This window comes from Mesorhizobium sp. WSM4845, assembly GCF_055811455.1.
Genome location: NZ_JBVVQA010000024.1, coordinates 70,512 through 93,548, shown reverse-complemented (window position 1 = coordinate 93,548; position 23,037 = coordinate 70,512). Strand labels below are relative to the sequence as shown.

22 protein-coding genes and 1 tRNA gene are annotated in these 23,037 nt (G+C 62.8%); 5 read left to right on the top strand and 18 right to left on the bottom strand.

Annotation, left to right across the window (positions count from 1 at the left end):
• Positions 1 to 10 precede the first annotated feature (10 nt).
• The 12 genes from AC0L2C_RS24350 to AC0L2C_RS24295 form a co-directional block, all read right to left on the bottom strand.
• Positions 11 to 772 (bottom strand): 3-ketoacyl-ACP reductase, encoded by a 762-nt coding sequence (locus tag AC0L2C_RS24350; protein ID WP_287241901.1) that lies wholly within the window; start codon positions 770 to 772, stop codon positions 11 to 13.
• A gap of 208 nt (positions 773 to 980) precedes the next feature.
• Positions 981 to 2,483 (bottom strand): GMC oxidoreductase, encoded by a 1,503-nt coding sequence (locus AC0L2C_RS24345; RefSeq protein ID WP_473524635.1) that lies wholly within the window; start codon positions 2,481 to 2,483, stop codon positions 981 to 983.
• A gap of 5 nt (positions 2,484 to 2,488) precedes the next feature.
• The gene (locus AC0L2C_RS24340) at positions 2,489 to 3,604 is read right to left on the bottom strand and encodes an ABC transporter ATP-binding protein (RefSeq protein WP_128173791.1); all 1,116 of its coding nucleotides are present in this window, start codon (positions 3,602 to 3,604) and stop codon (positions 2,489 to 2,491) included.
• A gap of 4 nt (positions 3,605 to 3,608) precedes the next feature.
• On the bottom strand, positions 3,609 to 4,553 hold the full coding sequence (locus AC0L2C_RS24335; protein ID WP_128247053.1) for a carbohydrate ABC transporter permease: 945 nt from the start codon (positions 4,551 to 4,553) through the stop codon (positions 3,609 to 3,611).
• On the bottom strand, positions 4,550 to 5,506 hold the full coding sequence (locus tag AC0L2C_RS24330) for a carbohydrate ABC transporter permease (protein WP_473524634.1): 957 nt from the start codon (positions 5,504 to 5,506) through the stop codon (positions 4,550 to 4,552). The genes AC0L2C_RS24335 and AC0L2C_RS24330 overlap by 4 nt, the downstream gene beginning before the upstream one ends.
• Before the next feature lie 164 nt (positions 5,507 to 5,670).
• The gene (locus tag AC0L2C_RS24325) at positions 5,671 to 6,924 is read right to left on the bottom strand and encodes an ABC transporter substrate-binding protein (protein WP_473524633.1); all 1,254 of its coding nucleotides are present in this window, start codon (positions 6,922 to 6,924) and stop codon (positions 5,671 to 5,673) included.
• 59 nt (positions 6,925 to 6,983) lie between these two features.
• Entirely contained in the window at positions 6,984 to 8,495 is a 1,512-nt protein-coding gene (locus AC0L2C_RS24320; protein WP_128247055.1) for an aldehyde dehydrogenase family protein, read from the bottom strand.
• Between the two features lie 24 nt (positions 8,496 to 8,519).
• Positions 8,520 to 9,296 carry an enoyl-CoA hydratase/isomerase family protein gene (locus AC0L2C_RS24315; RefSeq protein ID WP_128247056.1) on the bottom strand — a complete coding sequence of 259 codons (777 nt, stop codon included), beginning with the start codon at positions 9,294 to 9,296 and terminating at the stop codon, positions 8,520 to 8,522.
• On the bottom strand, positions 9,289 to 10,890 hold the full coding sequence (locus AC0L2C_RS24310) for an acyl CoA:acetate/3-ketoacid CoA transferase (RefSeq protein WP_473524632.1): 1,602 nt from the start codon (positions 10,888 to 10,890) through the stop codon (positions 9,289 to 9,291). Before AC0L2C_RS24310 ends, AC0L2C_RS24315 begins: the two co-directional genes overlap by 8 nt.
• The gene (locus AC0L2C_RS24305) at positions 10,887 to 11,903 is read right to left on the bottom strand and encodes a Gfo/Idh/MocA family protein (RefSeq protein ID WP_287241907.1); all 1,017 of its coding nucleotides are present in this window, start codon (positions 11,901 to 11,903) and stop codon (positions 10,887 to 10,889) included. The genes AC0L2C_RS24310 and AC0L2C_RS24305 overlap by 4 nt, the downstream gene beginning before the upstream one ends.
• The gene (locus AC0L2C_RS24300) at positions 11,900 to 12,943 is read right to left on the bottom strand and encodes a LacI family DNA-binding transcriptional regulator (protein WP_128247059.1); all 1,044 of its coding nucleotides are present in this window, start codon (positions 12,941 to 12,943) and stop codon (positions 11,900 to 11,902) included. The genes AC0L2C_RS24305 and AC0L2C_RS24300 overlap by 4 nt, the downstream gene beginning before the upstream one ends.
• Positions 12,944 to 13,011: 68 nt before the next feature.
• The gene (locus AC0L2C_RS24295; protein WP_287241909.1) at positions 13,012 to 13,191 is read right to left on the bottom strand and encodes a hypothetical protein; all 180 of its coding nucleotides are present in this window, start codon (positions 13,189 to 13,191) and stop codon (positions 13,012 to 13,014) included.
• On the opposite strand from AC0L2C_RS24295, the gene AC0L2C_RS24290 reads away from it, so the two are divergent.
• Positions 13,184 to 14,338 (top strand): dihydrodipicolinate synthase family protein, encoded by a 1,155-nt coding sequence (locus tag AC0L2C_RS24290; protein ID WP_128247060.1) that lies wholly within the window; start codon positions 13,184 to 13,186, stop codon positions 14,336 to 14,338. The two genes, AC0L2C_RS24295 and AC0L2C_RS24290, sit on opposite strands and share 8 nt — an antisense overlap.
• 141 nt (positions 14,339 to 14,479) lie before the next feature.
• Positions 14,480 to 15,442, top strand: coding sequence for a GDP-L-fucose synthase (fcl, locus tag AC0L2C_RS24285; RefSeq protein ID WP_287241911.1), 963 nt, complete (start codon positions 14,480 to 14,482; stop codon positions 15,440 to 15,442).
• Between the two features lie 876 nt (positions 15,443 to 16,318).
• Here the strand turns inward: fcl and AC0L2C_RS24280 are convergent.
• The 4 genes from AC0L2C_RS24280 to cpdR all read right to left on the bottom strand — a co-directional run bounded on the left by AC0L2C_RS24280 (position 16,319) and on the right by cpdR (position 17,858).
• Complete coding sequence (locus AC0L2C_RS24280) at positions 16,319 to 16,870, bottom strand: hypothetical protein (RefSeq protein ID WP_473524631.1); 552 nt, start codon at positions 16,868 to 16,870, stop codon at positions 16,319 to 16,321.
• A gap of 59 nt (positions 16,871 to 16,929) precedes the next feature.
• A complete protein-coding gene (locus AC0L2C_RS24275) occupies positions 16,930 to 17,208 on the bottom strand; it encodes a DNA adenine methylase (RefSeq protein WP_353843010.1) in 279 nt (92 codons plus the stop codon).
• A gap of 94 nt (positions 17,209 to 17,302) precedes the next feature.
• Positions 17,303 to 17,377, bottom strand: a tRNA-Val gene (locus tag AC0L2C_RS24270).
• 118 nt (positions 17,378 to 17,495) lie between these two features.
• Positions 17,496 to 17,858 (bottom strand): cell cycle two-component system response regulator CpdR, encoded by a 363-nt coding sequence (gene cpdR / locus AC0L2C_RS24265; protein ID WP_006199474.1) that lies wholly within the window; start codon positions 17,856 to 17,858, stop codon positions 17,496 to 17,498.
• Positions 17,859 to 18,004: 146 nt separating this feature from the next.
• On the opposite strand from cpdR, the gene AC0L2C_RS24260 reads away from it, so the two are divergent.
• Together AC0L2C_RS24260 and hisN are read left to right on the top strand one after the other, a co-directional pair.
• Entirely contained in the window at positions 18,005 to 18,961 is a 957-nt protein-coding gene (locus AC0L2C_RS24260; RefSeq protein ID WP_128247063.1) for an N-formylglutamate amidohydrolase, read from the top strand.
• Between the two features lie 468 nt (positions 18,962 to 19,429).
• Positions 19,430 to 20,203: a histidinol-phosphatase gene (gene hisN, locus AC0L2C_RS24255; protein WP_128247064.1), complete on the top strand. Its 774-nt coding sequence runs from the start codon at positions 19,430 to 19,432 to the stop codon at positions 20,201 to 20,203.
• 192 nt (positions 20,204 to 20,395) lie between these two features.
• Here hisN and AC0L2C_RS24250 read toward each other — a convergent pair whose 3' ends face one another.
• Positions 20,396 to 20,842, bottom strand: a complete 447-nt coding sequence (locus tag AC0L2C_RS24250) for a hypothetical protein (RefSeq protein WP_287241915.1) — start codon at positions 20,840 to 20,842, stop codon at positions 20,396 to 20,398.
• A gap of 138 nt (positions 20,843 to 20,980) precedes the next feature.
• Complete coding sequence (locus AC0L2C_RS24245) at positions 20,981 to 21,955, bottom strand: alpha/beta fold hydrolase (RefSeq protein WP_287241917.1); 975 nt, start codon at positions 21,953 to 21,955, stop codon at positions 20,981 to 20,983.
• Positions 21,956 to 22,516: 561 nt separating this feature from the next.
• On the opposite strand from AC0L2C_RS24245, the gene AC0L2C_RS24240 reads away from it, so the two are divergent.
• Positions 22,517 to 22,981, top strand: coding sequence for an Hsp20 family protein (locus tag AC0L2C_RS24240; RefSeq protein ID WP_023798077.1), 465 nt, complete (start codon positions 22,517 to 22,519; stop codon positions 22,979 to 22,981).
• The last annotated feature ends 56 nt before the right edge of the window (positions 22,982 to 23,037 follow it).

Sequence of the window (23,037 nt, the reverse complement as noted above, 5' to 3'; positions counted from 1 at the left end):
CGTCACCTGTTCACAGCCTCGGCACCGACAGCGCACCGTCGACATTGATGATCGAGCCGGTCGAAAAGCCGAGTTTGCCGCCGGCGAGTGCCACTACGGCGGCGCCGACATTGGCGGCTTCGCCCCAGCGCTTGGCCGGCACCAGACCGCCGTCGATTAGCGCGTCGTATTTGGCCATTACCCCTGCGGTCATGTCGGTGCGGATGATGCCCGGCCGCACCTCGAACACGCCGATATTTTCGGCGGCGAGGCGTAGCGCCAAGGTTTTCACCCACATCGAAAGTCCGGCCTTGGAGATGCAATAGTCGGCACGTTCCGGCGAGGCCATTTCGGCGCTGACCGAGGTGATGGTGATGATCGTTTTTGGAAAATCACCCGGCGCCGCAAGCATCGCCCTGGCAACGGCCTGGCTGAGGAAGACGGTGCCGCGCAGATTGATGGCGACGATCCGGTCGAAGTTTTCCGGTTTCAATTCCAGCAGGTCGCCACGTACCACGGCGCCGATGCCGGCATTGTTGACCAGGCAGTCGATGCGGCCGAAGGCGCTCGTCGCGGCATCGACCAATGCGGCATGGTCGTCGAGGTCGGCAATGTCGCCGCAATGGTAGGCGAATTTCGCGCCGCGGGCGGTGATGTCAGCGGCAACCCCGTCGCCGGCTTTTTCGGCAAGGTCCACGACAAGGATATCGAAGCCGGCATCGGCCAGCGCCTCGGCGCAGGCAAGGCCGATGCCGCGCGCGCCGCCGGTGATGATGGCTGCCGGACGGCTCATGTGAAGATGTTCCTTTGGACGTCCGCGCCGCCCCTCGTCGCCCTGCCGGGCACTTCTCCCCGTATAGTGACGGGGAGAAGGACGCCTTCATCGCCTGCTTCGCCAATCGCCAGCGTTGCAAAAAAGGCGCCGAGGTTGCGGCCAGCGGGCTTCTCCCCGTTCACGGGGAGAAGGTGCCGGTAGGCGGATGAGGGGCGGCGCAGACCGATCATAGGACAAGCTCGCTCTTGCGGATGTGGTCGGCGACGCGCAGCGCTTGTGCGGCGATCGACAGCGCCGGATTGACCGCGGCCGAGTTCGGCAGGAAGCCAGCGTCGACGACAAACAGGTTCTTGTGGTCGAACGAGCGGCAGAACGGGTCGAGCGGCGAGGTTGCCGGATCGTCGCCCATCTTGACCGTGCCGCACTGGTGCGACGGCGTGCGCTTGTCGAAAGGCCGCGACAGGACGATCGGATAGCCGCAGGCGCGGAAGTTCTCGCGCATCACCTTGGTCAGCCCGTCGAGCGACTGCATGTTGGAGCGCCGCCACTGCATGACGATGTCCTTGCCGTCGACCATGATGCGGCTTTCGGGGTCTGGCAGGTCCTCGCACATCAGGTACCAGTCGACGGCGTGGCCGGCCATGAAGTCCAGCGCGAATTTGGGTGCAAGCTTGACGTTGGCCCTCAGGATATGACCGTCGATCTTGCCGAGAAGCTGGACGTTGCCGAGCGGCTTTCCGCCCTTGCCGTCGGATAGATAGTAGTCGTTGAGCATCAGCGTCTTCTGGTAGACGGAGGTGTTCCTGCGGCGCGGATCGATCGCCAGCATGGCGCTCGAATTGTGGTTCATGAAGTTGCGGCCGACCTGGTCGGAGCGGTTGGCAAGGCCGTTTCCGTTCGGGGACGGCGAACGCAGCAGGATGGCGGCGGAATTGACCGCGCCGGCCGAGAGGATGACCAGTTTCGGCGTCACTTTCGTCAGTATGCCATTCTGGCGATAATGAATGGCGGCGATCGTCCTGGCATCCGGTGAGGCTTCGAGGTATTCGACATGAGCACCGGTCTCGAGCCTGATGTTCGGGTCGGCAAGTGCCGCTGTCAGCGGCCCCGATTGGGCGTCGACCTTGCCGGTCCCGGTGTTGGGAAACGCGTCCCAGCCTGTCTTGCCGTCCTTTAGCCAGGCATCGATGTCGACGCCGAGCGGCAGCGATGCCGGATGCAGGCCGAGGCCCATGAGTTCGGCGCGGGCGCGGGCGATCGGCGGCTCGTCCGGCACCGGCCCGAAGGGGTAGGGGATCGAGTGGAACGGTTCGGTCGGGTCTTCGCCGAATGCGCCGCGCACGCGAAAAAGCTGCTCGGCCCTGGAATACCAGGGCTCGAATTCCTCATAGGAGAACGGCCAGGCCGGCGAGACGCCGTCATAGTGTTCCATGACGGAAAAGTCTTCCCTGCGGTAGCGGATCAGCACCGCGCCATAGAATTTCGAATTGCCGCCGACATAGTAATAATTGCCGGGATTGAACGCAGCACCCCCGGCCTCGCGCCACATCTCCTTCGGCCGGTAGTGGCCGTCGACGAAGATGGCGCGCGTGTCGCGCGTGTGCGGCGTCGCCGGCAGCGGTTCGCCGCGCTCCAGCATCAGGATCGATGCGCCACTGCCGGCAAGGCCGGAAGCGATCGTGGCGCCGCCGATGCCGGAGCCGATAATGACGATGTCCGGGTTTGTCATGGCTGTCAGAGGATGCGGTTCTCGGTCGCCGGATCGAAGAACACCGCCTTGGTCAGGTTGAAGGCGAGCGGCGTGACCGTGCCCGGCTGGATGTTGGCGTCGGCGCGCAGACGCGCCACCACCGCCTTGCCGCCGAGATTGGTGACGGCGAAGGTGTCGGAGCCGGCCGGTTCCACAACCTCGATGTGACAGTCGGCGGTGGCGATGTTCGATGCGTTGCGTTCGGCTCCTTCAGGATCGGTCAGGGCCTCGGGACGGACGCCAAAAATGATCGGCTTGTCGTGGAATGCCGACAGACCAGTCGGCGCATCGGCCAGCGGCAGCGAGATCGGCTCGCGCGCCTCGCGCTGCAGCACCACGGAAAGCGCATTGCCATTGCCGCCGATCGTCGCCGGGATCAGGTTCATCGCCGGCGAGCCCATGAAGTCGGCGACGAACAGATTGGTCGGGTTGTTGTAGATTTCGGCAGGCGTGCCGAATTGCTGCACCTCACCGTCGCGCATCACCGCGATCTTGGTGGCCAGCGTCATCGCTTCGATCTGGTCGTGAGTGACGTAGACGATCGTGGTGCCGGTGGTTGCGTGCAGCCGCTTGATCTCGATGCGCATGTCGACGCGCAGCTTGGCGTCGAGATTGGAGAGCGGCTCGTCGAAGAGAAACAGCTTGGGGTCGCGCACCAGCGCCCGGCCCATGGCGACGCGCTGACGCTGGCCGCCGGAAAGCTGGCTCGGCTTGCGCTGCAGGAGGTGGCCGATCTGCAGCACCTTCGCCACCTTGTCGATCGCCTTCTGGCGCTCGTGGGCCGGCACGCCGCGCATCTCCATGCCGAAGGCAATGTTTCCCGCGACGGTCATGTTCGGATAGAGCGCATAGCTCTGGAACACCATGGCGATGTCGCGCTTCGAGGGGTGGAGATCGTTGATCGTGCGTCCGTCGACACGGATTTCGCCTTCGGTGATAGTTTCCAGGCCGGCGATGGTGTTGAGCAAGGTCGACTTGCCGCAGCCGGACGGGCCGACCAGCACGAGGAAGCCGCCCTTTTCGAGATCAACGTCGATGCCCTTCAGGATCTCGACCGATCCGAACCGCTTCCTCAGCCCATCAATTTCGAGAAAAGCCATTCGATTATCCTTTGACGGCGCCGGCCATCAGGCCGCGCACGAAATAGCGGCCAGCGACCACATAGACGAGAAGGGTCGGCAGTGCGGCGATCATCGCCGCCGCCATGTTGACGTTGTATTCGACGACACCGGTCGAGGTGTTGACGACGTTGTTCAGCGCCACGGTCATCGGCATCGCGTCGCCGGTGCCCGCATAGGCCGAGGCGAACAGGAAGTCGTTCCAGATGTTGGTGAACTGGTAGATGACGGTGACGACGAAGATCGGCATCGAATTCGGCAGCATGATGCGCCGGAAAATCTGGAAGAAGCTGGCTCCGTCGACCTGTGCCGCCTTGACCAGTTCGGTCGGGAACGCCTCGTAATAATTGCGGAAGAACAAAGTGGTGAAGCCGAGCCCGTAGACGACGTGGACAAAGACCAGATTGGCCGTCGGATTGCCCAAGCCGAATGAAAATCCCGTTGCGTTTCGCAGCGTCACGCCGAAGCGGCCGAGGCTGCCGAGGATCGTCGCCATCGGCAACAGCACCGACTGGAAAGGGATGAAGCAGGCAAACAGCATCAGCCCGAAAACCAGCGTGTGGCCGCGGAAGCGCCATTTGGTCAGGACATAGCCGTTGAGCGCGCCGAGCAGCGTCGAGATCAGCACCGCCGGAACCACCATCTTGATGGAATTCCAGAAATAGCCCTTGATGCCGGCGCAGGTCAGGCCGACGCAGGTCTCGCCCCACGCCTTCAGCCACGGCTCGAAGGTCGGCGCCTGCGGCAGCGCCAGCATGTTGCCGTTCTGGATCTCGTCCATGGTCTTGAACGAGGTCACCAGCATGACGAACAGCGGCATCAGGTAGAACAGCGCGAACAGCGCCAGCAGGCCGTAGATGACGATGCGGTTGACGGTCCTGGCGCTGATGCCGCCAGTGCTCTGGCGAGTGGGCGTGGCAATGACGCTCATCGCGGCGGCTCCCTGAGCTCGGAATAGAGATAGGGCACGATGATCGCGGTGATGGTCATCAGCATGATCACGGCGCTGGCCGAGCCGACGGCCATTTCGTTGCGCTTGAAAGTGTACTCATACATGAAGTTCGACGGCAGCCAGGCCGAGCCGCCCGGCCCGCCGCTGGTCAGTGCTACGACCAGATCGTAGGACTTGATGGCGAGGTGAGCGAGCACGATGAAGGCCGAGAGGAAGACCGGCCGCAGCAGCGGGATGACGATCCGGCGATAGAGCTGGACCGTGGTGGCGCCGTCGATCTGCGCCGCCTTCATGATCTCGCCGTCGATGCCGCGCAGGCCGGCCAGGAACATCGCCATGATGAAACCCGAGGCCTGCCAGACGCCGGCGATCACCACGGTGTAGATGACGAAATCCTTGTTCTTGATCCAGTCGAAATGGAAGCTCGTCCAGCCCCATTGATGCAGCGTCTGCTCCAGGCCGAGGCCGGGATCGAGGAACCATTTCCAGGCGACGCCGGTGACGATGAAGGACAGCGCCATCGGATAAAGATAGATCGGCCGCAACATGCCTTCGCCGCGGATCTTCTGGTCGAGCAGGATCGCCAGGAAAAGGCCGAGCGCCAGGCAGATGAAGATGTAGAGAAAGCCGAAAATGCCCATATTGGTGATCGACGTGTACCAGCTCGACGGCGGGTCGCTCTCGAAGGTCCAGCGCCACAGCCGCTGATAGGCACGCGGCCCGGTCAGCGTATAGGACGGGAACGTCTTGGAATTGGTGAAGGACAGATACACCGTCCACAGGATGAAGCCGTAGACGAAGACGATGGTGATCGCAAAGCTTGGCGCCAGTACGATCTTCGGCAGCGCGTCCTGCAGGCGCGAACGCACCGAGACGCCCGGGCGCGCATTATGCTCCGGCGTCAGCTTGATCTGGGTCGCGACCGTTGTCATGGGCTCCTCCCTCGCGGGTCCCTTCACCGCCAGGCGGGGAAGGATAGCCCCGTCGAGACGGGGCGTGTTGGTTGATCGCCGGCGCCATTCCGACCAGAAGCCGACCATCCTGGCTTGGTGGAACCTTCCCCACCGGAGCGGGGAAGGTCCTTTCATGCCGGTTCTTATTTGGCGTCTTCGATTGCGTTGACCAACTGGGTCACGGCCTCGTCCGAGGTCTTGATCTGGCCGTGGACGAATTTCGAGACGACGTCCTTGTAGGCATTGGCGACGGCCGGCGGCGCGCCATAGCCTTGCGCCAGCGAACCGAACAGCGTGCCGCCTTCGTTGGCGGCCTTCAGGTCGGCCATGCCCTTCTTGCCGCAAGCGTCGAAGTCGGTGTCGGGCACGTCGGTGCGGGCCGGGACCGAGCCCTTGACGACGTTGAAAGCCGACTGGAAGCTCTTCGACAAAGTGGCGGTGGCCAAGGCGACCTGGGCGGCCTTGCGGTCCTCCGGAACGTCGAACATGCCGAACATGTCGGAGTTGTAGACCACGCTGCCGTCGGTGCCCGGGAAGCGGTAGCACAGGAAGTCGGTGCCTGGGGTCTTCTTGGCGGCGTTGAATTCGCCCTTGGCCCAGTCGCCCATCACCTGCACCAGCGCATCGCCCTTGATGACCATGGCGGTGGCGAGGTTCCAGTCGCGGCCGGAGAAGTTCGGGTCGACATAGGTGACGAGCTTGGCAAGGTTGTCGAACGACTTCTTCATCGTGTCGGATTTCAGCTGCTCCTCGTCGAGGTCGTTGAAGGCCTTTTTGTAGAACTCAGGTCCGCCGGTCGACAGCACGACGGAATCGAACATGGTGGCTTCCTGCCAGTTCTGGCCGCCAAGCGCGAGCGGGATGACGCCCGCCAACTTGGCCTTGTCGAGCAGCGCGATGAATTCGTCGAAGGTCTTGGGCTCGGTGCCGCCGATCTTGTCCATCACCGCCTTGTTGATCCACAGCCAGTTGACCGAGTGGACGTTGACCGGAGCCGCGACCCACTTGCCGTCATAGACCGAGAATTTCTGCAGGGCGGCCGGCACGGATTTGTCCCAGCCTTCCTTTACCGCCGTCTCCGTCAGGTCGCCCATCACGCCGGCCGCAGCGTAATCGAGCACGGTATAGCCGAGCATCTGCGAGGCGGTCGGGTAGTTGCCCGCCGCAACCATCGCCTTCAGCGCGGTCATGGCGGCGTCGCCGCCGCCGCCGGCCACGGGCACGTCCTTCCAGGCAAAGCCTTGCTTGGCCAGATCCTCCTTGAGCACGTTCAAGGCAGCCGCTTCGCCGCCAGACGTCCACCAATGCAGCATCTCGACTTCCTTGACGTCCTGGGCATGGGCCGCGAACGCAAGACCCGAGCCGAGAGCCGTTCCGATAAGCAGTTTGCGCAACATGTACTTCCTCCCTTGTTGCAGCTACACGACCGGCGGCTGTCCGCCGGGTTCTTCACAGCTCAGCCGACCCACCATCCGGTGCGCTGGCCGCGATGAAACTGGATTGTCTTTTCCTCGGTATAATCCTCGACGGCGCGCTTGCCGAGTTCGCGTCCGAGACCGGATTGCTTGTAGCCTCCGAAAGGCAGCTCGGGATAACCTTCCATGAACGTGTTCACCCAAACGGTTCCCGAACGCACACTCCGCGCCACCGACATGCAGGTGTCGATGCTGGCGCTCCACACACCCGCCGATAGACCATAGGGCGTGTTGTTGGCGATGCGCAACGCCTCTTCAATCGATCCAAACGTCAGTACCGACAGCACCGGGCCGAACACTTCCTCACGTGCAATGGCCATGTCTTCGGTGACGCCGCGAAGGATGGTCGGATCGAGATACTGACCGGCACTGGAGGCGATCTGCTTGCCGCCGCTATAGACGCTGCTGCCGTCGTTTGCCGCCGCCGCCACGTAGCCGGTGACCTTGGAAAGGTGCTCGGAAGAGATCATCGCGCCGACCTTGGTTCTGTCATCGAGCGGATCGCCGACGGTGACCCTGGCGGTGAGCGCCTTCACCGCATCGAGGAAGTCGTCGGCGATCGCCTCATGGACGATTAGCCGGCTGCCCGCGTTGCAGCATTCGCCGGCGTTGAAGAAGCCGCCGAACACCGCCGCGTCGGCGGCGGCTTCGAGGTCGGCGTCCGGAAAGACGATCTGGCCGTTTTTGCCGCCGAGCTCCATCGAGACCTTCTTCAGCGCGTTCGCAGCCGATGCCATGGTCACCTTGCCGACCCGCGTGGAACCGGTGAACGACACCATCTCGACCAGCGGATGGCTGACCATCGGCGCGCCGACATCGGCGCCCAGGCCAGCGAGGATGTTGACGACGCCATCCGGCAAGCCGGCCCGCATCAGGATGTCGCCGAGCACGAAGGTCGAGGCCGAGGTCATCTCGCTCGGCTTGACCACCGCCGTGCAGCCGGCGGCGAGCGCGAACGGCAGTTTCTGGCTGACGATGAGGAACGGAAAATTCCACGGCGTGATGATCGAGACGACGCCGATCGGTTCACGCAGCACGACGCCCAGCATGGCATCGCCGAGGTTGGCGTAGCTCTCGCCATGCAGCGTGCGGGCAAGCGCCGCGGCATAGCGCCAGATGTCGACGGCGCCGCCGATCTCGCCGCGCGCCTGGGCGATCGGCTTGCCGGATTCCAGCGCGTCGAGCCGGGCAATCTCCTCGAGCCGCGCCTCGATCAGGTCCGCCGCCTTGAGCAGGACCGCGGCGCGCTCGCCGGCCTTCATGCGCGGCCAGGGGCCGGTCTCGAAGGCCTTGTGCGCGGCGGTCACCGCCGCCTCGACTTCCTCTTCGCCGGCTTGCGCATAGCGCGAAACGGTGAAGCCGTGGCCGGGGCTGTTGCGCTCCAGCGTCCGGCCGTCGCGGGCATCGACGAACCTGCCGTCGATCAGCAGCCGGTAGGTCTTCGGTGCTGCGGATGCCTCGGCGGGCATGGCGATGGTGAGGGGCAAGTTCATGTGCGTTCTGGGTTCCGCTGCATTCTAGGATCTTGAAAACGCTGGTTTCTGCTTGGTCTTGAAAGCGTTGACACCGGCCTTGAGATCGCCGGTCAGCGTGATGAAGCCGCTGGCCAGCGCCTCGGTTGCGGCGGCACTGTCCTCGCCTTCGGCGATCGCGATCATCAGCTTGGCGGCTTCGGTTGCCAGCGGGCCGCGCTCGGCGATCTTGCCGGCCCAGGCCCTGGCCTCGGTGAATGCGTTGCCCGTTTCGACCACCCGGTCGACGATGCCCAGAGCGAGTGCTTCGGCAGCCACGAACAGTTCTCCGCCAAGCGCCATGCGCCGCACCGTCTGCGCGCCGAAGCGGCGCACCGCGCGCTGCGTGCCGGACCAGCCGGGCACCACGCCGATCGAGGTTTCCGGAAAACCCAATTTGACCTGCGCCTCGGCGACGCGGAAGTCGCAGGCGACCGCCAGTTCCAGCCCGCCACCCAGTGCATGGCCGGACAGAACGGCGATCGTCGGCTGCCGCAACCGCGCCAGCCGATCGAAGACGCGGTGGCCGTAGCGAACCCATTGCACCTGGAAATCGGCGGCGCTCATTTGCGACCAGGCTTCGACGTCGCCGCCGGCGCAAAAGCCCTTGCCTTCGCCGCACAGCAGCACGACACGAACGCTGTCCGCAGCTTCCGCCGTATCGAGCGCGGCTTCCAGCGCGCGCAGCATCGGGATGTCGAGCGCGTTGAATTTCTCCGGCCGGCGCAGCGTGACGATGCCGAGGTCGCCGTCTGTTTCAAAGCTGACGAGACGCTCAGACATGCGCGCCTCCAAGCGAGGCGCCGCCATTGAGCGACAGCCCGATCGGCCGGTCACGGTAGAGCGCGTCCGGCGTGACCTTCAGGTCGTTGGCGACGGCGAGCGGGATCTCGGCCTGCGCCAGCACGTCGCGCTCGAGGTCGATGCCCGGTGCCAACTCATTCACCATCAGCCCATCCGGCGTCAGCTTCATCACGCAGCGCTCGGTGACATAGGTGATGTCTTGTCCTTGCGCGACAGCGCGCTTGCCGGAGAAGGAGATGTGCTCGACCTCGCCGACCACCTTCTTGACCTTGCCTTCCCCGTCGATGCGGATGCCGCCATCGGCAAGCGACAGTTTGGCGCCGGCATTGAAGAAACCGGAAAAGACGATCTTCTTGGCCCGCGCGGTGATGTCGACAAAACCGCCGGCGCCGGCGGTGACATGCGGCCGCGCCGAAAGCTTCGACACGTTGACCGAGCCGTGGCGGTCGATCTGCAGGAAGGACAACAGCGACGCGTCGAAACCGCCGCCCTGGAAGTAGATGAACTGGTGTGGCGAAGGCATGAACGCGTCGGCATTCGACGAGCAGCCGAACTTGAAATCGAGCAGCGGCACGCCGCCGACCGCGCCCTGTTCGATCACCCAGGTGACCTTGCCGTGCTGGCCCTCCTCGATAAGGATGCGCGGCACGTTGGCCGAGATGCCGAAGCCAATGTTGACGGCCATGCCGTCGGCAAGCTCCATGGCGACGCGTCGCGCGATGACCTTCTGGACGCTCATCTCGGCGTTGCGGAAAGTCGACAGCGGGCGGAAGATCTCGCCGGAGATGGCCGGGTCGTAGGGTGTCAGCGTCGTCTGCAACTGGTCGGGCGCCGCCACGATATGGTCGACCAGCACACCGGGCACGCGCACGTCATGCGGCTTCAGCGTGCCGTTCTCGACGACGCGTTTGACCTGCGCGATGACGATACCGCCATTGTTGCGGGCGGCGAGCGCCTGCTCCAGCCCGCCGAGATAGGCGCCCTCGTGCTCGTAGGTGAGGTTGCCGCGCTCATCGGCGGTGGTGGCGCGGATGATGGAGACATCAGGCACGATCGAGCGGAAATAGAGCCATTCCTCGCCGTCGAACTGCTGCACCGAAACGATCGGCTCGCTGGCCGCCGCATTCATGGCGCAGCCCTGATGACGCGGGTCGGCGAAGGTGTCGAGGCCGACCTTGGTCAGCACGCCGGGGCGCTTGGCGGCGGCCTCGCGATGCATGTCGAACAATATGCCGGATGGCACGTTGTAGGCGGCGACCGAATTGTCACCGATCATCTTCCAGATCTGGGGCGGTTCAGAGGATGAAGGGCCGGACGGATAGGAGCCGCACAGCGTGCGCTTCAACAGGCCGGGCTTGGCCAGATGGTCGATACCCCTGATGCCGTACATGTCGCCGGCGGCGATCGGGTGCAGCGTTGTGATGTTCTTCGGATGGCCTTCCGCGTCGAAGCGCTCGCCGATCGCGGCGAGCACCGCATCCGGGCAGCCGAGACCGCTCGACGACGACACCGAAACGACCATGCCGTCAATGATCAGGCTGGCGGCTTGCGCTGCGGAGACGAGTTTGCTCACGCTGCGCCCCCGAGATTCGGATCGATCGCGACCGATTTTCCGGACTTCGCGGATTGCAACGCGGCTTCGGCTGATGTCAGCGACCAGACGCCGTCCTCGCCGGTGGCCGACGGCTGGCCTTCGCCACCGATCGCCGCGTGGAACTGGCGCAGGGAACGGACATAGAGATCTTCGCGGTCGAAGCTCAATTCCTCCTCGCCCTTTGCCGTGCGCAGCAGCACAGAGCCGATCGGCTTCTGCGTCATCACATCTTTCGCGATCAGGGAGCCTTCGCTGCCATGCACCTCGAAGCCGGTGCCGGCGAATTTGGTGGTGAAGCCTTCATGCGACTGGGCGATGATGCCCGATCTGAAGCGCCAGATGCACATGGCGCCGTCTTCCAGCCCGCCGCTGGCCATGCCTGCGGCCTGGGTGAACGCCGAAACTTCGAGCGGATCGTCGCCGAGCACGAAGCGCAGCGTGTCGGCATCGTGCACGGTGATATCGAGCACCACGCCGCCACCGGCTTCCGGCCTGGTTATGCGCCAGCCCTGCAGATTTTCGGGCAGATAGACCGAGTGGAAGACGCGCGCAGCAATCGGCTTGCCGATGCGGCCGTCGGCAATGGCTTCGCGCATCGCCCGGTGCGAGCCGGCATTGCGCAGATGATGGTTGGTGCCGAGCACGATGCCGGCCGCCTTGGCGGCGGCGACCATCTTCCGTGCATCGGCGCTGGTCAGAGCCAGCGGCTTTTCGCACAACACATGTTTTCCCGCGGTGATGGCGGCTAGTGCCTGTTCGAGATGCAATTCGTTGGTGGTCGAGATATAGACGGCGTCGATGTCGGAGCCGAGCAATGCATCGAGCGTCGAGACGGCGAGCGGAATGACGTTCTCCTTGGCATAGGAAGTGGCGCGCTCCGGGTTGGAACTCATCACCGCCGCGATTTCCCCGTCGGCCTGAGCGCGGATGGCGTTGATCATGAATTGCCTGGCGATCGTGCTTGCGCCGATCAGTCCCCATCTGACGGTCATGCCGCGTCTCCCATTCCGGCACGGCGATCAGGACCGCAACTGTCCCTGACGACGAGGTTGACGGCGCCGATATGATCCTCGGCGCGCGTGGTGCGCGACTGGATCATCTTCAGCATGACATGGGCGGCGCGCTCGCCGAGGCCCGCCGAATCCACTGCGACACTGGTCAGCGCCGGCATGTAGTGCTGGGCTTCGATCACGTCGTCGAAGCCGACAACGGCGAAATCCGCGCCGGGCTCGAGGCCGCGCTTGCGCAGCGCCAGCATGACTCCGAAGGCGACCGCATCGTTGAAGCACAGCGCCGCGCTCGGCGGCTCGGCCATGGCGAGGGCCGTCTCCAGGCAGGCAATGCCGCCCTTGCGGCTGGTTTCGCCTTCGACGACCAGTGTATCGCGCTTGGCGATGCCGAGCCCCTCGCAGGCCTCGCGAAAACCGCCCAGCCGCTCGTGATAGACCACCAGATCCGATGAGCCGCCGAAGAACGCCAGCCGGCGATGCCCTTTGCCGATCAGATGGGCGGTGGCGAGCCAGGCGCCGCGATGATTGTCGGGCGCTATCACCGGGATGCGGCTTTCAGGAAGGCGGCGCATGGTGAAGACGATCGGAAGGCCCGCCATCTCGATGCGGCGGAACGCACCGGGAGTCGTGCCGCGCGCCGGCGACACGATCAGCCCGGCGACACCTTGCTCCATCAGCGATTTCAGCACCTCTTCCTGGCGCACCGGGTTCTCCGCCGTGTTGGCGATGAACGGCACGATGCCCGCCGACTGGAACACACGCTCCATGCCGACAGCCATTTCGGCGAAAAACGGGTTGGTAAGGTCGTTGATGACCATGCCGATGACGTTGGAATGGGCCTTGCGCAGATTGGCGGCGCCGCGGTTGTAGACATAGCCGACAGCCTCGATCGCCTTGCGAACCTTCAGCGCGGTCTCAGGCCGGATCAGATCGCTGCCCTGCAGCACGAGCGACACTGTCGACTTGGACACGCCCGCCTCTCGGGCAATGTCGAGTATCGTCGCCTTGGGCCTGCTGGCCATTCAGATACGTCCTCCGGTGTTTTCCGGCCGAATTTATTGGAACGTTCTAATTCTGAGCTGGATTTGAGTCAATCAGGATTTTTCCAGAATTCGAAAAATTTGGCAATCGGCGGCTTAAATGCCACTCTTAAACGGCTTTCTTCGCTGCGATGTAGCATTCTGGGGTATAGATCGAGAATCCACAAAGGCCCTTGATTTGTTGGAACGTTCCATTTAATAGCGCGACGAAGGGAGAGATCGATGGACATTGCCTTGCCCGGGGAGGGCGGTCGCAGCACTCGCTACCGCCTTGTCGGCCAGCCGGCACAGCCGGTGATCGGCGCGCGGTTTTCGCGCATCGCCTATGCCGCCGCCCATGTCGTTGCCGATCCCCTCGCGATGACCGATCCGTGGTCTCATCCTGCGGTCGACTGGGAGCGCACGATGGCGTTCCGCCATCATCTGTGGCGGCTCGGCTTCCGCATCGCCGAGGCGATGGATACCGCGCAGCGCGGCATGGGCTTCGACTGGACAAACGCCAGGGAATTGATCCGCCGCTCGATCGCCGAGGCGCGAACCGTCGAGGGCGCCGACCTCGCCTCAGGCGCCGGGACAGACCATCTGGTGCCGGGCGCCGCCAGGACGCTCGACGATGTCGTCGCGGCCTATGAGGAGCAGTTCGATTTCATCGAAGGCCTGGGCGGCAAGGCGATCATGATGGCCAGCCGCGCGCTGGCGGCGGTAGCAAAGGGTCCGGAAGACTATGCCAGCGTCTATGACCGCATCCTTCGCCAAGCCTCCGGCAAGGTCATCCTGCACTGGCTGGGCGACATGTTCGATCCGGCGCTAAAGAACTATTGGGGCAGCCATGATTTCGACACTGTGCTCGATACGGTCGTCGCCATCATCGAACGCCACGCCGGCAAGGTCGAGGGGATCAAGATATCGCTGCTCGATGCCGGCAAAGAGGTTGCCCTGCGCAACCGGCTGCCGGAAGGGGTGGTCATGTTCACCGGCGACGACTTCAACTATCCCGAGCTGATCGCCGGCGACGGCGAAAGACACTCGCATGCGCTGCTCGGTATTTTCGACGCCATCGCGCCGGTCGCCAATGCCGCGCTGGCGAAACTGGCCGCTGGCGACCGCTCAGGCTATGACGCGCTGATGGCGCCGACGGTACCTCTGTCGCGGAAAATCTTCGAGGCGCCGACCGAATACTACAAGGCCGGTATCGTCTTCCTGGCGTGGCTGAACGGCCACCAGGACCATTTTTTGATGATCGGCGGCATGCAGTCGGCACGCGGCATTTGCCACTATGCCGATGTGTTCCGCCTTGCCGACCAAGCCGGATTGCTGGTCGACCCGGAGCTTGCCATCGCCAGAATGGAGAACCTGTGCGCCGTGGCGGGTGTCTGACCGCCAGCACAAGAAGAGCTCGCCCGAATCTCCGATTTGCCTTGTCTCGGCAAATCTGTATGCGCTATGCGTCCGACGCGGGACCATCCGGCACGCCGACGCAAGATGGTCATAGCGGCCGTTCTGCATAGGGATACGCCAATGGATTTCAACCTAAGGGGCAAGCGCGTTTTCGTGGCCGGGCATCGCGGCATGGTCGGCTCGGCCATATTGCGAAGGCTGGCGGACGAGGACTGCGAGGTCCTGACCGCATCCCGCGATGAACTCGACCTGATGGACCAGGCCGGCGTGCGGCGCTGGATGGCTGGCCACAGGCCGGACGCGGTGGTGATGGCAGCGGCCAAGGTCGGCGGTATCCTGGCAAACAACAGGTTGCCGGTCGATTTTCTGCAGGACAATCTCATCATGCAGACCAATGTCATCGAGAGCGCCTTCCGCAACGAAGTGCAGAAATTGCTGTTTCTCGGTTCGTCCTGCATCTATCCGAAGTTTGCGGCGCAGCCGATCTCCGAGGATGCCTTGCTGACCGGTCCGCTCGAACCGACCAACGAATGGTATGCGATCGCCAAGATCGCAGGGCTGAAACTGTGCCAGGCGTATCGGCGCCAATACGGTGTCGAGTACATCTCGGCGATGCCGACCAATCTCTATGGCCCCGGCGACAATTTCGACCTCTCCACCAGCCATGTCGTGCCAGCCCTGATGCGCAAGGCGCACAAGGCCAAGCGCGCCGGCGACAAAACCCTGGAGGTCTGGGGATCGGGCACGCCGATGCGCGAGTTCCTGCATGTCGACGACGCCGCCGACGCTCTGGTCTGGCTGCTGAAAAACTATGCCGGCGACAGCCACGTCAATGTCGGCTCGGGCGAAGACATCACCATTGCCGAACTGGCCCGCACCATGCTCTCCGTCGTCGGCGCCGAGGCGGTGCTCACATTCGATGCGACGAAGCCAGACGGCACGCCGCGCAAGCTGATGGACGTGTCGCGCCTGTTTGCCACGGGCTGGCGCCCGCGCTACTCGCTTCAGAGTGGCTTGGAGCATACCTATGCCTGGTTTCTCCAGCATATCGAGACGGGCGATCTCCGCCTCGGCGCGGCTTGATCTCAATCGACGCTGATTGTTGCCAGCAGACATGACGGCTGGGGGCGGTCGTCTCTTGACCATGGCCAATGCAAAGTCGCTCGTCGACACGCTTGGTTTAGCGTTTCGGATTCGCGTGGAGGAGCGATGCCCCGGGACATCAAATTTCAATTCGTCTCGTCGATAAGCCCGAAAAGAATGCTCTGCCGAATTCATTGAGTGGCATTGGCTGGGGCCATCTTGCTCCCCCTGGGATGCTTCACGAAGGCGACGAAGTATGGGTTGTGCTGGCGCCGAGTGATCGACTTGCGCAGTTCTGCGAAGTCTGACAGGCCTTTCTCTTGAGAACGATGATTTCGCCATCGATGATGGCGCTCTCGACGCCTAGCGTCTTGGCAAATGCCGAAGGTCGCGATATTTGGACGTCCAATCGAGCCCGCGGCGGGTGAATATCCGCGCACGGCCGGCGTCGAAGGCGATCGGGGAACGGTAGCCGTCGAATTTGACCTCGTGAGACCATCGGTCGCCTTGGGCGGCATTGGCGACCGAGGTAGGCATCATCGCAGGAATGAAACTTGAGCCGGCTGGAGCCGATACTTACAATTTAACGCACCAGCTCGATTCTAGGCGGCGGGCTTGCATTAGACAGAGTGAACAGATCGTGATTCCGTCCAGCGGCGCAACAAAATGGCCGCGCTCGCGTTGCGAGGCATGGAAGTTTACGAGAGCATCCAGCACGCCTGGGCGGCCCTAAGGCTGGTTCGCCTTGCTATCGAGGAGACCTGCCCCGCTGGCGTGCTGCCGCTTTGCGGCCCCGAACTCGTCCCCGAGGGCGACGCCCTCGCCAAAGCTATCATTGAAACCGTAGAGAGACTAAATCGCTGCCACTCCAATACGTCAGTTGTTGGCAGGAAGGTCGGAGAGGCGCGTTAGGTCAGTCATAAACGAAGGCGTACCGTGCTGGCCCATCTGCACGAGAAAGCCCTTACTCTTGAGGAACATGACATGGAGCCACAACCAATCCCTGAGCCGCTGTAGGTCGCTCTCCAGAGCTTCCCGCTCCGCGATCACCTGGGCTTCGAGCAGTCTCTCCGGGTGACGTTCATGGAGCAGAGCACTCGCCCGCGAAAACATGGCTTTCAGCGTTCCGACATCCAAATCGAGGCCCTTCGCCAAGCCGGCGCCGCCTTCTAAGGTCATTCGTGCGAATGGAGTTGGCTCCCCAATACGCTGGGCGTTGGGCAGCCTCAAGAGTCCTTTTCGCTCAAGCCATCCCAGTATTGCGTCGGCGTCCTTTGTTCGGATGTTGAGGAGCGCCTGGCGGTTGCGTTCCTCTACTGCGCTCAAGCAGGCGAACGCGATGCCTTCTACTATTTTTCTAACCTGCAGCGCGACCCGTTCTGCGCGGAGAAGATTGGACCCTGCCGACCCGCTCTCCTCAATCAGCACAAAGCGCCACCGGATCAATTGCATAATCGCGAAGTACGAAATGTCGGGGTCCTTGGCATCTAATTGCTCTTGCGCTCAATGATCAACTCGTCCGCCGGCCGGGACGCGCCGCCAACACTATACCGGATATACCGGAGGCTGACTTCGTGCATGACGAATCCCGCGAATGACTCGCGGATTGCCGGTACGTCGTTGATCGATAGGATGAAGCGACCCTTCAGCGCCCGCGGCCTTGTCGCGATCACCTCGAATTGGTCGCGGCCGAACAGCTCCTTATCATAGTCGCCCTCGTCGTAGTATGGCGGATCGAGGGTTTCCGGCCGGTCGTAGCGGTCCAAAAATCAAGCGGTCCGATTTGGGGTTCTCGAGAATACGGCATTCACGCGGTACAACCAGAAGCGCGCCCCTACGAGTGACGGCGGATTGTCTGGATGGTGGGCGTGACAGGGATTGAACCTGTGACCCCTGCAATGTCAATGCAGTGCTCTCCCGCTGAGCTACACGCCCATCCGAAGCCGCGCATACACCATTTTTGCTCCGGCGCGTCAATAGCAGGAAAGGGAAAGAAAAGGTTCGCCTTGCCACGCCGTCGAAGGCGCGCCGGAAGCCGGCGGCGGAAAGCGTGTCAGGCTGCCTGCAGCATCTTTTCGACCTCGTTGACGAGGTCGCGCAGATGGAACGGCTTCGACAGCACCTTGGCGTCTTTCGGCGCCTTGGAATCCGGATTGAGCGCAACGGCCGCGAAGCCGGTGATGAACATGACCTTGAGGTCGGGATCGATCTCGGTGGCGCGTCTAGCGAGTTCTATGCCGTCCATCTCCGGCATCACGATGTCGGTCAAGAGCAGCGAGAAAGGCTCTTCGCGCAGCCGCTCATAGGCGCTGGCGCCATTGTCGAAATCGCTGACCTGGTAGCCGGCACGCTCCAGCGCCTTGACGAGGAACCGGCGCATGTCGTCGTCGTCTTCCGCCAGCAGAATGCGTGCCATCTTATCCCGTCCGAATCACCCGCCCGAGACTGCCGTGCGGCAGCCCGTTAACCATCCTGTATATGAGGAGGCGAGGGTAAACATCAAGTGAACGATAAAGGCCCGACCGGCCTTAACAAAGCGGTCCGGACGCCGAAACGCTGGACATGCGGCCGGCGAGGTGGCACCTTTCCAACCATGATACATTGGTGTTTCCGGATTCGTTCAAATTGAAAACGGCAGCCGAGGATTTTTCGGTCGTTCCCCCCTTCGAAATCCGGTCGGGCGCCGAACAGCGCGTCCCCTTCCTCTTCAACTCACCGCATAGCGGCCGTCACTATCCGGACCGGTTCCTGGCGATGGCAAGGCTGGACCGAAACGCCATCCGCCGCTCCGAAGATTGCTATGTCGACGAATTGTTCGGCGGCGCCGTCGCGCTCGGCGCGCCGATGCTGGCGGCAAACTTCCCGCGCGCCTATCTCGACGTCAACCGGGAGCCGTGGGAACTCGATCCGCGCATGTTCGCCGAACCCGTGCCGTCGTTCTGCAATATCCGCTCGGCGCGCGTCGCCGGCGGGCTTGGCACCGTGCCCAAGCTGGTAGGAGAGGGGCTCGAAATCTATGCCGGCCGCTTGCCGTTGGCGGAAGCCGTCGGGCGCATCGAGGCTGTCTACAAGCCTTATCACGAGACGCTAAAACGGCTTTTGACCAGGACCCATGCGCGGTTCGGCTTTGCCGTGCTGATCGATTGCCACTCGATGCCGGCGAGCATCAGGGTCGGCGACAGCGGTGTCAGGCCCGACTTCATCGTCGGCGACCGTTTCGGCATCTCCGCCGCGGCAGCGTTGACCGAGACGGCGATCGGCCTGCTGATCGGCATGGGCTATACCGTCGCCCATAACAAGCCTTATGCCGGAGGCTTCATCACCGAGCACTATGGCCGCCCCGTGCGCCACCTCCATGCACTGCAGATCGAGGTCAATCGCGGGCTTTACATGAACGAGCGGACGTTCCAGAAATCCGCCGGCTTCGATGCGCTCGCCGACGATCTGGCGCAATTCTCGGCCGACCTGATGGCGATGCCCGACCACAATTTTATCGACCTGCCGCTTGCCGCCGAATGATTGCCCAAAAACGAAACGAGATCTGGCGCCGGATAAAGGCATCGGGGTGCGGGTCGGGACGCGCAATCGGCTGAGTGCCGCGCCGAAAAAAAGACCGCATCGTTTGCACGACACGGTCGAAGTCTAGGGAGGAAACGCCCAAGGAGGGCATGGACAGGAGAACCTGTCCGAGAACAAATCTATTGTGCGATGCACAAATGTCAAGCCGCCGTGCGGCGTTTTTAATTCACTATGATGTGGAAACTGCGTTTCGAGGGCGCCAGCGTTGCATTCGAGCAACAGTCGTCGATGCGCAAAAGTCCCGCACGCCCTTGTTTTGGCGGAAATCCACAGGCAGACGATGGTTCCAGCACGCTAAAGCGCCTCGCGTTTGACCGGACGACGCGCTTTAGGTTGTTGTTTTATGCATGTCGTTATCGCAAAACCGCTGCACACTTTTGCGCGACATGCATTACGCGGGAGAATCAGTTGGACATCAGCATCGATTTCATGCGGCGCATTGCGGATGCCGCCGCAGCCGAAACCTTGCCGCGCTTCCGCAGCCAGGGCGCAGTCGCCAACAAGGAGCAAGGCAGCTTCGACCCGGTCACCGAGGCCGACCGCGAGGCCGAGCGGGTCATCCGGGCGCTTATTTCAGCGGAATATCCCGATCACGGCATCCTCGGCGAGGAGCATGGCAGCGAGAACATGTCCAGCAGGCATGTCTGGGTGATCGATCCGATCGACGGCACCCGTGCCTTCATTTCCGGCCTGCCGGTGTGGGGAACCTTGGTCGGGCTGACGGTCGACGGCGATGCCGTTGCCGGCATGATGTCGCAGCCCTTCACCGGCGAGCTTTTCTACGCCAACGCGTCCGGTGCCCATTATGAAGGCCCGGGCGGACCGCGAAGGCTGACCACACGCAAGACGACAAGCCTCGCCGAGGCGACGCTGTTCACCACCACGCCAGCACTGTTCAAGGGAGATGCGCGCCTGCGCTACGACCTGTTCGAGCGGCAGGTCCAGCTCGCCCGCTACGGTACCGACTGCTATGCCTTCGCCATGGTCGCGGCGGGAAGCGTCGACATCGTCGCCGACCCCGATTTGAAACCCTACGATATCGTCGCGCTGATCCCGATCATCGAGAAGGCCGGCGGCGTCGTCACCACCTTCGAAGGCGGACCGGCGGAAAGGGGCGGCGACATCCTGGCTGCGGCAACGCCGGAGCTTCATGCCGCCGCGATGGCGGCGTTGCGTGGCTGAACCGGCTGGGCAGCTGGCCATTACGCACTGAGGTGCCCACGGCGACGATAACCCAATGCTCCTGACGGCAGGGTGTCAGCAGCTCTCGGCTATGGAGACAATGCCACGGGAGGGAGTCTCATGCCGACGCAGTCAACAACCAGCCGTTCCGAAGATGCTCCAGCAGAAAATGCGCCGGCAGAAAATGCTCCATCAGATGGGCGGGCCGATTTCGATTTCTTCTTCGGACGCTGGAACGTCAGTCATCGAAGGTTGCAGGAGCGCCTGCAAGGCGACACGAACTGGGACGTGTTTGGCGGGACATGCGAGGTGCGCCCGATCCTTGGCGGGCTCGGCAATGTCGATGACAATGTGATTGAATTGCCCGGCGGCGCCTATCGCGCCGCCACGCTGCGGACCTTCGATCCGGCGACGAGACAATGGTCGATCTGGTGGATCGACGGCCGCAGCCCGGCGACCATCGATATTCCGATGCGCGGCGCCTTCGAAGCAGGTGTCGGCACGTTCCTGTGTGAAGACGTCTTCGACGGACGCGATATCCAGGTTCGCTTCCTGTGGTCGCGGATTACTGAAAATCGGCGCGCTGGGAGCAGGCTTTTTCACCGGATGGCGGCAAGACCTGGGAGACAATTGGATCATGGATTTCGCCCAGCAAGTGTAGGCCGACGATCGACCTGGCAGACATTTTTTCAAGCCAAGTCATTCTTTCAAGCCAAATGATGGATTTTCAATGATTTGGAGCGGTCTTTTGGCGTCCGGAGGGAGCGCGGCACTCAATCAGGCGTTGTCGTCGCTTCCCGGAATGAAGGCATCGAAGGCGGCAAAGAACTGCTCGCGATAGAAGTCGGTCTCCTGCAATATTTCATGGCGCGCACCATCGATCACCAGCAGCGAACCGAGACGCAGGCGTCTGGTGTAGGTTTCCACCGCTTTCGTCGAGACGACCTGGTCGGCGCCGGCGGCGACCACCAGCAAGGGAACCCGGATCCTGGCCATGAAGTCGGGATCGCTGATGACCTCGGAGGCCTGCGCCGCCGCTTTCAGCCAGCGGATCGTCGGGCCGCCGAGCGCCAGCTGCGGGTAGGTTTCGTAGAGCAGCGTGTTGCGCCGATACCGCTCGGGATCCGATGTCACCTTGTTGACGGCAAAGGGTATGGTTTTTCTGGGCCGCGGGCCCCAGGCGGCATAAAGCTTGCCAAGACCCAGCAGACAGAACAGCGAGCAGAGGCGGCGAACGGTGGTTGTCGAGACCGGCAGGTCGGGCACCGCCAGGAAGGGCGCGATCAGCACCATGCGCCGTACGCGGTTCACCATCGACGGCCCGGCAAGCAGCGTGATCACCGCCCCGGCCGAATGGGCCAATATGTAATACGGCCCCCGGCAGTCGGGCAGCACGATCTCCTCGAAGAACTGTTCCAGGTCGCCGGTGTAGTCGAAGAAACTGCGGACATAGCCGCGCTCGCGATCGCTGATCAGCCGGTCGGAACCGCCCTGGCCGCGCCAGTCAAAGGTGGCGACGCCAAAGCCGCGGTCGGCGAGGTTGCGGATGGTCTCGAAATATTTTTCGATGCACTCGTTGCGGCCGGTCAAGACGACCACGGTACCCTTCATCGGGCGGGCAACGGCGGCAAAGAGGCCATAACGGATCTTCTTGCCGTCGCGCGTGGTGAAGAAACCACCGGCCGCATTTTCCGGCAGCGGATTGCCCGGAATTTCGCGGAAGAGGGGAATTTTGTCGAGGAGGTCCGTCATTCGGCGCTGCGTTTCAAGTGTCGCTGCCTGCATGGCGCAAGCTGTGGTAGGCATAGACGCCCCATGCAGCAAAAGCAAAGGGCAGCAAAAGCAAAGGAATTCCGGACGCGTTGGAAAGGCTGAACGAGCCAGCCGGCGAGTGAGGCCGAAAGCAGCTTGCGGCATGCTTCCGGCCCCCCGTCGATCCGGGAGGAAGGGACGTTACACCCGGTCGGCCCCGTTGCGGCATCTCGCGCATAACCGCGAAAACCGCAGCCGATTTCGCCGTGAATCATGCGCAATCAAAGTGTTACAGCTTCCTTTTGCATGTCCGAGAGGACGCGCGACGCCGTAACCGCCGCCTGTTCCTTGATCCTGGAAGCAGTCTAGCGCGACTTAGCTGAACGTCCGCCGAAGCCGCGGTTCATCTGCCGTTCATCGAGGCGGCAGAATCTTGAAATGCCTTCTCGTGCTCCCCAAATGTCTGCTGCGGCCGCCAATGTCGGGGCCGCTGGCCCATCCGGAACGCCGTCACGGGTTTCGCACCGGCCATACGTTTGTTGCTCAACAGGAGAACACACTATGCGTCACGTTGATTTTTCCCCGCTCTATCGTTCGACCGTCGGTTTCGACCGGCTGTTCACCATGCTCGATTCGCTTGCGCAGCCGGAAGGTGCACAGACCTATCCGCCATACAACATCGAGCGCACCGGTGAGGATTCCTATCGCATCTCGATGGCGGTCGCCGGCTTCTCGGACGATGAGCTCTCGATCGAGGCTCACCGCAACGTTCTGACAGTCAAGGGTGAGCGCAAGGAGGGCAATGGCGAAGGCTCCGAACTGCTCTATCGCGGTATCGCCAGCAGGGCCTTTGAGCGCCGCTTCCAGCTTGCCGACCATGTTGATGTCGTCGGCGCCTCGCTGAAGAACGGCCTGCTCTTCGTCGACCTCAAGCGCAATATTCCCGAGGAACTGAAGCCGCGGAAGATCGCGATCACCGCGTCTTCGGCGAAGGCCAAGCAGATCGAGGCCAAGACCACCGCGTAAGCTGCGTCACAAAGACGACCTAACAGACGAGGGCGGCGCTTGGCGCCGCCCTTTTG

Excerpts from the sequence above, each read along its gene's own strand:
- AC0L2C_RS24350 (WP_287241901.1), bottom strand. The coding sequence starts at position 772 with ATGAGCCGTCCGGCAGCCATCATCACCGGCGGCGCGCGCGGCATCGGC.
- AC0L2C_RS24345 (WP_473524635.1), bottom strand. The coding sequence starts at position 2,483 with ATGACAAACCCGGACATCGTCATTATCGGCTCCGGCATCGGCGGCGCC.
- AC0L2C_RS24340 (WP_128173791.1), bottom strand. The coding sequence starts at position 3,604 with ATGGCTTTTCTCGAAATTGATGGGCTGAGGAAGCGGTTCGGATCGGTC.
- AC0L2C_RS24335 (WP_128247053.1), bottom strand. The coding sequence starts at position 4,553 with ATGAGCGTCATTGCCACGCCCACTCGCCAGAGCACTGGCGGCATCAGC.
- AC0L2C_RS24330 (WP_473524634.1), bottom strand. The coding sequence starts at position 5,506 with ATGACAACGGTCGCGACCCAGATCAAGCTGACGCCGGAGCATAATGCG.
- AC0L2C_RS24325 (WP_473524633.1), bottom strand. The coding sequence starts at position 6,924 with ATGTTGCGCAAACTGCTTATCGGAACGGCTCTCGGCTCGGGTCTTGCG.
- AC0L2C_RS24320 (WP_128247055.1), bottom strand. The coding sequence starts at position 8,495 with ATGAACTTGCCCCTCACCATCGCCATGCCCGCCGAGGCATCCGCAGCA.
- AC0L2C_RS24315 (WP_128247056.1), bottom strand. The coding sequence starts at position 9,296 with ATGTCTGAGCGTCTCGTCAGCTTTGAAACAGACGGCGACCTCGGCATC.
- AC0L2C_RS24305 (WP_287241907.1), bottom strand. The coding sequence starts at position 11,903 with ATGACCGTCAGATGGGGACTGATCGGCGCAAGCACGATCGCCAGGCAA.
- AC0L2C_RS24300 (WP_128247059.1), bottom strand. The coding sequence starts at position 12,943 with ATGGCCAGCAGGCCCAAGGCGACGATACTCGACATTGCCCGAGAGGCG.
- AC0L2C_RS24290 (WP_128247060.1), top strand. The coding sequence starts at position 13,184 with ATGGACATTGCCTTGCCCGGGGAGGGCGGTCGCAGCACTCGCTACCGC.
- AC0L2C_RS24295 (WP_287241909.1), bottom strand. The coding sequence starts at position 13,191 with ATGTCCATCGATCTCTCCCTTCGTCGCGCTATTAAATGGAACGTTCCA.
- fcl (WP_287241911.1), top strand. The coding sequence starts at position 14,480 with ATGGATTTCAACCTAAGGGGCAAGCGCGTTTTCGTGGCCGGGCATCGC.
- cpdR (WP_006199474.1), bottom strand. The coding sequence starts at position 17,858 with ATGGCACGCATTCTGCTGGCGGAAGACGACGACGACATGCGCCGGTTC.
- AC0L2C_RS24260 (WP_128247063.1), top strand. The coding sequence starts at position 18,005 with ATGCGGCCGGCGAGGTGGCACCTTTCCAACCATGATACATTGGTGTTT.
- AC0L2C_RS24250 (WP_287241915.1), bottom strand. The coding sequence starts at position 20,842 with ATGATCCAATTGTCTCCCAGGTCTTGCCGCCATCCGGTGAAAAAGCCT.
- AC0L2C_RS24245 (WP_287241917.1), bottom strand. The coding sequence starts at position 21,955 with ATGACGGACCTCCTCGACAAAATTCCCCTCTTCCGCGAAATTCCGGGC.
- AC0L2C_RS24240 (WP_023798077.1), top strand. The coding sequence starts at position 22,517 with ATGCGTCACGTTGATTTTTCCCCGCTCTATCGTTCGACCGTCGGTTTC.